Source organism: Nocardia shimofusensis NBRC 100134 (assembly GCF_001613125.1).
Classification (GTDB): Bacteria; Actinomycetota; Actinomycetes; order Mycobacteriales; family Mycobacteriaceae; genus Nocardia; species Nocardia shimofusensis.
On the sequence record NZ_BDBT01000043.1, the window covers coordinates 22,037 to 29,834 of the forward strand.

Below are 7,798 nucleotides of genomic sequence, written 5' to 3' on the forward strand. Positions count from 1 at the left end.
TCGAACCGAACGACAGTTGTCGGAAAACGATCGTTTGCCGACAACCTGGCGTGAGCGGGTGAAACCCCAGGACGTGAGTGTCGGAAACCCGTGCCGGAAAACAATGTCGGCAAACCCGATTTCGGCTATTTTCGACACCATGTTGATCGGCTACGGGCGGGTGTCAACCGCCGAACAGAATCCTGCCCACCAGATCGACGCCTTGCGTCGCGCCGGCGTCGAACCTGCCGATGTCCATATCGATACTGCCAGTGGCGCGAAGGCATCGCGACCGAAACTCGATCTCGTGCTCACTCTCGCGCGCCGTGGCGACACCATCGTCATCACCCGCCTCGACCGGCTCGGCCGGTCGGTGCTGCACCTGATCACCCTCGGCGCGCAGCTGCGCGAGCGCGGGATCGGGTTGAAGGTGGTCGAGCAGGGCATCGACACCGACACCGCCGAAGGCCGCGCCATGTTCGGCATGCTGAGTGTGCTGGCGGAGTTGCAGCGGGAACTGATACTTGCCAACACCCACGACGGTCTCGAAGCCGCCCGCGCCCGCGGCCGCAAAGGCGGCCGACGGCCGAAACTCACCGCCCACCAGGTCGAACAGGCCCAACGCCTCTACGACGAGGGCCGCCACACCGTGCAGCAGATCGCCGAGCGGCACCTCCTCGAAGCCTCGATCCGCCCCGGATCGGGGCTTTCGTCGTTCTCGGACCCTGTGACGATCCTTCCTGGCGGCCGACACCATTCCGCGACGGGCGAGGGGTGCCCCGCACCGGCCGATACGGACTCTCCTTCATTCCCCCTTGAGCGCCGCGTGGCCGATCGTCGTCCGCCGCGGCCCTCCTCCGTGTCGTGCCGGGCGCCGCCGCGTCGAATCCGCCCGCACTCGAACGAAATCGAGGTACCTCGATGCCACCCGACAACGAGGCAGACGAGCAGAAGTCGTTGCGGGCGCTGGGGCTGTCCCCGGAGATCCTGACCGATCCGAGCAAACACCCTTCGGCGGGCAACGACAAGAAGGTCGCCGAGGATCCCGTCTGGTCGACCATCGCCACCCCGGACAAGCCGGCGAACGACGGAGCCGGACAGCAGTCGCCGCTGGAACTGGGGCTCTACCCGACCACCTCGCAGCAGCCGCCACCGGTCGGCGCCCTGCCCGACGTGGTCGGCCTGGCCAACCACGGCCCGCTGACAGACGACGAGACTGTCACGCTGCCGAGCGGGACGACGGTGCACAACAACACCGTCCGGCTGTCCAACGGCCTCACCGCCGAGCAGACCACCGTCACCATCCCCGGCCACGCGCCGAAGACCAGCACACTGGCGAGTCAGGGCATCTCCTACGACCAGATCGGCGGACTGTTCGGCACCGACGACTCCTACTCGGCCGCCGAACGCGACCGCGACCTGGCGCTGGTGTCCGGGCGCTACCAGGGCCCGGTCAGCGAGGAAGCCAGGAACAATGCCCAGAACCGGCTGAACGCGCACTGGCAACGCGGTGGACTGTGGCTGGCGGACGGCAGCACCATCTTGCCCGACGCCGTCTACGGCACCGGACAGCTGGCCCAGGATCTGGCGTTAGCGAGCACCGAGGGCAGCCTCGACCCGCAGAGCGAGGAGCGGCGTCGGCAAGCGCAGGAGCGGCTGGCCGCGCACCGGTATTCGTTGGCAGCCCAGAACGCCGATCAGGTCGAGGCCCGCTATCTGGACATGACGCCGGTGTCTCCGGAGCGCCAGGCTCGGCTCGACGACCTCGTCGCGAGTGGCGTACCTGCTTCGCAAGCGGAGGAAGTGCTGCTGCAGCGCAGCTTGCAGCGCGAATTCGGTTGCAGCACGCTGGTATTCCGATCGACTACGCGGTCGGCGATCGGCTGGAACAGCAGGGGATGATGGCGCCGTCGAGCGAATTCGTCCCACCGTCCCTCGTCTTGACAGCTCCTTCGAACGCTGAGGGGGCCGAGGGCGGTGCGCCCATCGGCCCCGAGACGGTCTACAACGCGCTGGTGCCCAGCTCCCCGAGTATGGCTCTGCAACTGGCCATCCCCGGCCTGCTGCGGGGCATGAGCACGATTGCCCCTGAGACGGCGGCCGCGGTCCTGCAATCGGCGCTGGGCGCGTCCGCCGCGGGTTCGCAGTCGGTGGCGATCCCGGCACTCGGCAGCGGTCTCGAGCCGACCGCATCGGGCACCGGCGCGGTCGGCGGACTCGGCGCGGCCGTGATCCTCGGTACGGTCATGAGCCTGGTGATCGCCAACGGTGGCGTCCCCGTGCAGCCGATGGGACAGTCCCCTCTGGTCGCCCCGGGCGCGGATTCCGAGGATGTGCCCTCAGTGAACGTCCCGTGGTCGCAGCAAGGCGTCAACCCGTGGACCACGGGCCGACCGGGACCTGTCCCGACCGAACAGGTCCCCGGCACCGCGACGGCCGCGCCCCCCGTGATCGACATCGATCCGGCCGACGGGCTGCGCGGCGATCCCGCCGTTCCCGCTCCGGTCGGGCCGAGCCCCACCGAAGACCCCACCGTCTCCAACCCGGTGAGCTTCCCCAGCGCGAAGCCGGGGCAGCCGAATGTTCCCGTCGAAGGGACGTATTGGGAGGGGAACTACCTGAAGTGGGGGGCCGGGAACCCGGAAGGCAAGCGGCCCAACACGTACGCCTCGAAGGGCACGGGTGACCTGAAACTGCGGGCCCAACTGTTCGAGCTCGGTGTCTGGACCCTGGACGACATCGACGAAGCCGAGCGCCCCGCCATCCTCGCTGCGATGGCCAGGCTCGATCTCGCGACGGCGAACCAGGATCTGCACCGTGGATTCGTCCAGATCTTCGCCAACATCTACGGCATCGATGCGGCGAAGTTGCTCGGCAGCAAGGCCGAGAGCAAGGAAGAGTTGCTGGCACTCGCCAAGCGAGGACTGCCGACAGATGTCGTGAAACGCGCGATCGACAACTACTGGAAGGCTCAAGTCCCGGTCGACCAGGCGAAGGAGGCGCTCGGCGAGGCCGGTGCTGTCGCGCTGCTGCGCTCGGACGGCTGGACGGTGAACGTGCGGCCCACCGGGGCCTACACCCATGATGTCGTGGCTGTGAAGAACGGGCAGGTCATGGTGGTCGAGGCCAAGGGCGGCAACCCGGGCAGGCCACGGCCCAGCGATGCCATGGTGCCCGACGGTCCGGGAAGCGACACCGGGATTCGCGCCGAGCAGGTGACCGACCCGTACCTGTGGGGAAAATTGAAGGAGGACGCGGCCGGCGATCCCGTCTTCAAACAATGGCTCATCGATCAGGGTGTCTGGGACGCGATCGCGAACGAGGATCCGTCCAGGGTCGGGTACCGGTTGTCCAAGACCGACACCGACCTGAAGACCACCGTCTACGGCTCCACCCAGGAAGAAGTGAACGGTGGACTCCCCGGACACACCGTCACCGGCCGCACGACCGGCAACCCGGACGGCGGTCCGCCTGCTGTCGGCCCGACACTGCACGGCATCGCGGAGGTCGTTCCACCGACAGACGACCTGCTCGGTCGGGCCGGTAGCTGGTGGGACGATCTGGTCCGTGGTCGCTTGCGGGACCTCGCCGCGCTGTCGAATCTGGCTGTGCCGGTCCACGCGCCGGTGCGACAGCGGGTCAGGCGTCCGGTCGACGAGTCGCTGACAGTCACACTCGTGCCGTCCCCGGTGGCGGCGCCCGTGCTCACCCAGCGGGAACATCTCAGGTGCCTGAGTTATCAGTGAACGGGGGCGGACAGCCGCGATGTGGAAGGCTCTACACCGTGCGGCGATTCGTGCCCGATCAAGAGAGGAAGTGATCGCATATGCGAGTGGCAGCCGACCGCGCACTCCATGTCGTCCGTGCGGCGACCGAGTTCGACTGGACCTGGACCGCCGAAGACCTGTCGTCGTTCGCCGGCCTGGTCGGTTGGTCGATCGCCGGCGGAGCCGGAGTGGGCGCGCCCCACCTGACCACCGACTTCGACATCGACCGTCCCGACGTCATGGTGTCGCTCGGTGATCCAGGACCCACCGGTGTCGCAGCACTCGAGGAGATGACGTTTTGGGTCACCGACCTGGACGGCGAACGGGGCGAATCCGCAGCCGCCGCGGCGTTCGTCTCGCTCGCGACGAGAGTGGCCGACGTGGTGGGTGCGGCCCCGCATTTCTCCTGGACCGAACCGACCCGGGGACTGCGATGGGATCTGCCCCGTGTCGTGGTGACGCTGACGGCGAACGCGGAGTCGGTCTACATCGACCTGACCAGTCCCGACTACCAACTCTGGTATGACGAGATCGACCGATCACTCGAGAACGACTGATCCATGGTCGGCGTCGAGGAATGTGATCGCTGATGCGAGCAGATATCGATCGTGCTCTGCGCGCCGTCCGTGCGGCGACTGAGTTCGGCTGGACCTGAACTGCGGCCGACGCGGAGGTGTTCGGCGAGCGGTTTGAGGTGGCCGCTGTCCCGAGTGGAGTTCGGCGCGGCACCCCGGCCGCGACCGCCCGGCCGTGCCCGAGTACTGCCGTTGCACCCCGGCGCGGTCGCCGGTCCCCAGTCCGGTTGTCTGCCGAGGGATTTCAGCCATTAGAGGAGGTAACACCGGGCACGGGACTGCGGCGCCGGGGCGCAGCGGCGGGGCATGGCGTGCATGGAGTTCAACGCGATCACCCGCGTCTCGTATCCGGGCCCGATCTCTTCGATTTCGCGGATCCAGCGGCCCCACTGGACCCAGCGGCGGCATTGGATGACGTTCTCCATCGCCCCACCCAGCACCGGAGTCCCCCGGGCAGCCATCGCCCGCAGATAGCGTGGGATCTGCTCGATCAGGGACCGGGAGCGGGACTCGGCCGGATCGTCGATCACCACCCCCAGCTCGTCATCGGCCAGCAGGCTGTACTGGTTCGAGCGGTCGAAATACCGTTTCTTGCCCTTGGCGTCGGTCCAGGCCGGGCACGCCGGCGACGCCCAGAACAACTCCGAATAGGGCAGCGTGGCCAGGTCGATGGCCTTCACGTCGCCGGGCGGGAGGTGCTCGGCGGCCGGGAAATTCAGGCTGTGCACGTCCACGCAATCGGGTTGTGGTTGGCGGCCAGGGCGACCTGAATGCCGGGCACCTGCTCCCAGCCCAGCGAGTCCCCACCCCACCCGGCGAAATACACCGTCGAACGCAGGCTCATCGCACACCCACCGAGACGTGGTCGGTCCAGTCGCCCAGCAGCTCCACCAGTGCGGTCACCCACACCGGCACCAGCACCGCGTGGTCGAGGCCGCGGGCACGGGCCAGCAGATCGGTCTCCGCATCCGTGAGCGGGGTCGCGGCGTCGAGCAGCTCGGCCAGCGGGGTGGTCATGTCCGGACTCACGTAGCTCCCGGACCGCCCGACCAGGACCCCGCCGTAGACGAAGTAGCCCTGCGCCCGGTGCTGGGGCACCCACTCCCCCGCCCGGCGGCGGGCGGTGAGCTCGTCGAGCACCACCGGGTCGGTGGGGTCGATCCCGTAGGACAACAGATGCTCCCGCGCACCGGCCACCGCGTCACGGCGGGCGCCCGGCAACAGAGCGCGGTCCTGCAGGTACAGCAGCCACTCGAGCACCTGCGGATGCGGCTGCTGGAACTGGGCGTGTACGGCGACGGCGCGGATCCCGGCGCGGGCCCGGTAGTCGGCCGGGTCGCTGCTCCGGCTGTGCTCCGCCAGCGCCTCGTCGACCTCGCCGCCGGTCAGAACCGCACGCACGGCGGTGAGTTCGGCGTCGTGGAGCGGGGCATCCAGGCCGGACCCGAGCAGCGCGGTCTCGGCCTGTTCGAGCAGCCACGCCGCCCAGGACGGCGAACTGAGACTGCAGGCGCGGACAGACTCGACCGCGAGCGCGAGGCTCACGCCGACGTCGGCGTGGACCTCGCACAGGCTGCGGTCGGGAACCTGCGGTGCGTGCTCACCTCCGCCGAAGAAGGCGGGCACCGTCATGCGCGCGGCCAGCGAAAAGGGATGGGTCATGCGGAACCCCAAACAGCTATGTCTACTTTGTTGCCAACAATGTCCACAGTGAGGCACGACCGCGCAACTGTCAACAATGTTGGCAACTTTGTGTGCGATGCTGTGGGATGTGAATCAGCACGACGAACACCGGGTCGCCCTGCGCGCAGCCCGCGATGCCTATGACCGCGCCCGCGCCGACCTGTTCGCCGCGATCGTCGCAGCCCTCGACGCCGGGATCGGGGTGAGCGCGGTAGCCCGCGACGCCGACTTCAGCCGCGAATACATCACCCGAATCCGGGACGGCAAAGGCCCCAAAGACCTTCGATAGACGGGCAACGATGCTGCGGTGCGACCGACCGCAATGCCTACAGTTCGAGTCGAACCTGCCGCGCAGCAGTTCAGCGTGCGGGCCGCGCCGAGCGACCCGATAACGCTACTGCCCACTTGGCCCCTACCGGCGCTACCTCCCCAGCATCCGCCGATACGCCGATACGCCGATACGCCGATACGCCGACAGTGCCCGAGACGTCGCGATCTGAGCCGCTGTCGGGGTTTCCCTGCTCACGGTAGTGATCTCAGGTCCTGCTCGTGCATGCGTACGATCGCTTCTCGAACGTGCCCTGCACGGGGTGATGCGGCTGATGTAGCGAGGGAGCTGATCGATGTCTTGGAGGGATGCCACCCCCCAACCGGTCCAGGACGACATGGACAACTTGTCGACGCAGCGTTGAACTTGGCCGAAGAACGGTTGGCCCAGCAGGGTGGCTTCTACCCCTTCAGCATGGCTGTGGACACCTCGGGCGGTAGGAAGTTGTTCGAATCGGCCACCGGGGACGCGCTGGCGGCCAAGGAGCTGAGCGTCAGCACGCTCAGAGCGATGCGTGCTGAGATCCGTGCTGCTGCGGTTGTTGTCGATGTGGCGCTACCGGAGACCGGGTCCAGTGGAATCGAAGTACATCTCGAACACGTCGACGGCCCGGCGATCAGCGTGCTCGAGCCCTACACGATCTCCGGCAGCGATGTCCGGGCCGAGCCGCTGGAAGGACACACCGCACAGCACGTGATCTGGTGAGTCCGTCCGCCAACAGGGGTCAGCTTTCGTCGTAGCGGATGATCCGTTCCGCGTTACGTCGATACCAGGGGAATTTCGACGTGAGGAACGGCTCGACCTGTTTGCTCACCCCTTGCGCCCGCAGTTTCGACAGCGCATCCAATGCGTGGCCTGCCACGGTGTCGTCGTCGAGCTGGGCAACCGCGACTGCTGCGGCGTCGGGGTGGCGTGATTTGCCGAGCCAGTCGACCACCATCTGCCTGTCCGCCCCGAACGTGCGGTCGGCGGCGATGACGGCGAGCTGCTCGAAGTATTCCTTGCCGGCAGGGATGCTGTAGAGGGCGTTGCCCGCGGCCCACCGGACGCGTGAGCTGGTGGTCTTGGCGTGGTCGAACTGGCTGATCAGCGCCGGAATCGCTGCGGTTTTGCGGGATTCCTTCCGGTTGAGTCCGTTGACCAGGCTCAGCCGCGCCAGTTCCCTGCCCTCGGTTTCGGGTCCGGGCCACCGGTCTTCGAGCTCGGCGAGCCATTCGGCGACCAGCACGATCGCCGCCGGTGCGCTGCTCCTCTGACTGCCGATATCGGCGATGGTGTCGGCGTTTCCGCCGGCCCGGCGGTACTCATCGAGCAGTCGGGTGGCTGCGGCGTCGTCGGTGGGGGTCAACTTTGGAAGTCCATCGTGACGTGTTTGATCTTGCCTTGGTTCACGAGGTCCTGCAGCTCCTGTGTGAGGTGGGTGTTGCGGTCGGTGATCAGGACGAACTCATATCCGTTGGCCTGGT

The 7,798-nt window shown here is 67.5% G+C and carries 10 protein-coding genes; 6 read left to right on the forward strand and 4 right to left on the reverse strand.

Translation table 11 applies throughout. The annotated features are described in order from the left end of the window. The first annotated feature begins 139 nt into the window (after positions 1-139). From NS3_RS30225 to NS3_RS26825, 4 genes are all read left to right on the forward strand, one after another. On the forward strand, positions 140-970 hold the full coding sequence (locus NS3_RS30225; RefSeq protein ID WP_245649832.1) for a recombinase family protein: 831 nt from the start codon (positions 140-142) through the stop codon (positions 968-970). Next, complete coding sequence (locus NS3_RS26815; protein WP_157101559.1) at positions 901-1,881, forward strand: hypothetical protein; 981 nt, start codon at positions 901-903, stop codon at positions 1,879-1,881. The genes NS3_RS30225 and NS3_RS26815 overlap by 70 nt, the downstream gene beginning before the upstream one ends. Before the next feature lie 38 nt (positions 1,882-1,919). Next, positions 1,920-3,725, forward strand: a complete 1,806-nt coding sequence (locus NS3_RS26820) for a hypothetical protein (protein WP_157101560.1) — start codon at positions 1,920-1,922, stop codon at positions 3,723-3,725. Positions 3,726-3,805: 80 nt separating this feature from the next. Further along, the gene (locus NS3_RS26825) at positions 3,806-4,303 is read left to right on the forward strand and encodes a DUF6301 family protein (RefSeq protein WP_067865411.1); all 498 of its coding nucleotides are present in this window, start codon (positions 3,806-3,808) and stop codon (positions 4,301-4,303) included. A gap of 269 nt (positions 4,304-4,572) precedes the next feature. Here the strand turns inward: NS3_RS26825 and NS3_RS26830 are convergent, their stop codons facing one another. Genes NS3_RS26830 through NS3_RS26835 form a run of 3 tightly spaced genes read right to left on the reverse strand, consistent with a single transcriptional unit; the run spans position 4,573 to position 5,983 of the window. Next, on the reverse strand, positions 4,573-5,055 hold the full coding sequence (locus NS3_RS26830; RefSeq protein WP_067865414.1) for a DNA cytosine methyltransferase: 483 nt from the start codon (positions 5,053-5,055) through the stop codon (positions 4,573-4,575). Further along, positions 5,037-5,165, reverse strand: a complete 129-nt coding sequence (locus NS3_RS30395) for a hypothetical protein (protein ID WP_281206567.1) — start codon at positions 5,163-5,165, stop codon at positions 5,037-5,039. The genes NS3_RS26830 and NS3_RS30395 overlap by 19 nt, the downstream gene beginning before the upstream one ends. After that, complete coding sequence (locus NS3_RS26835; RefSeq protein WP_157101561.1) at positions 5,162-5,983, reverse strand: hypothetical protein; 822 nt, start codon at positions 5,981-5,983, stop codon at positions 5,162-5,164. The genes NS3_RS30395 and NS3_RS26835 overlap by 4 nt, the downstream gene beginning before the upstream one ends. Positions 5,984-6,092: 109 nt before the next feature. Here NS3_RS26835 and NS3_RS26840 point away from each other — a divergent pair, with 109 nt between their 5' ends. Both NS3_RS26840 and NS3_RS26845 read left to right on the forward strand, forming a co-directional pair. Next, complete coding sequence (locus NS3_RS26840) at positions 6,093-6,293, forward strand: hypothetical protein (protein ID WP_245649833.1); 201 nt, start codon at positions 6,093-6,095, stop codon at positions 6,291-6,293. A 453-nt stretch (positions 6,294-6,746) separates the two neighbouring features. Then, positions 6,747-7,037, forward strand: a complete 291-nt coding sequence (locus tag NS3_RS26845; RefSeq protein ID WP_157101562.1) for a hypothetical protein — start codon at positions 6,747-6,749, stop codon at positions 7,035-7,037. A 19-nt stretch (positions 7,038-7,056) separates the two neighbouring features. Here NS3_RS26845 and NS3_RS26850 read toward each other — a convergent pair whose 3' ends face one another. After that, on the reverse strand, positions 7,057-7,680 hold the full coding sequence (locus tag NS3_RS26850) for a hypothetical protein (RefSeq protein WP_067865425.1): 624 nt from the start codon (positions 7,678-7,680) through the stop codon (positions 7,057-7,059). Between the last annotated feature and the right edge of the window lie 118 nt (positions 7,681-7,798).

Excerpts from the sequence above, each read along its gene's own strand:
- NS3_RS30225 (WP_245649832.1), top strand. The coding sequence starts at position 140 with ATGTTGATCGGCTACGGGCGGGTGTCAACCGCCGAACAGAATCCTGCC.
- NS3_RS26815 (WP_157101559.1), top strand. The coding sequence starts at position 901 with ATGCCACCCGACAACGAGGCAGACGAGCAGAAGTCGTTGCGGGCGCTG.
- NS3_RS26825 (WP_067865411.1), top strand. The coding sequence starts at position 3,806 with ATGCGAGTGGCAGCCGACCGCGCACTCCATGTCGTCCGTGCGGCGACC.
- NS3_RS30395 (WP_281206567.1), bottom strand. The coding sequence starts at position 5,165 with ATGAGCCTGCGTTCGACGGTGTATTTCGCCGGGTGGGGTGGGGACTCG.
- NS3_RS26835 (WP_157101561.1), bottom strand. The coding sequence starts at position 5,983 with ATGACCCATCCCTTTTCGCTGGCCGCGCGCATGACGGTGCCCGCCTTC.
- NS3_RS26845 (WP_157101562.1), top strand. The coding sequence starts at position 6,747 with ATGGCTGTGGACACCTCGGGCGGTAGGAAGTTGTTCGAATCGGCCACC.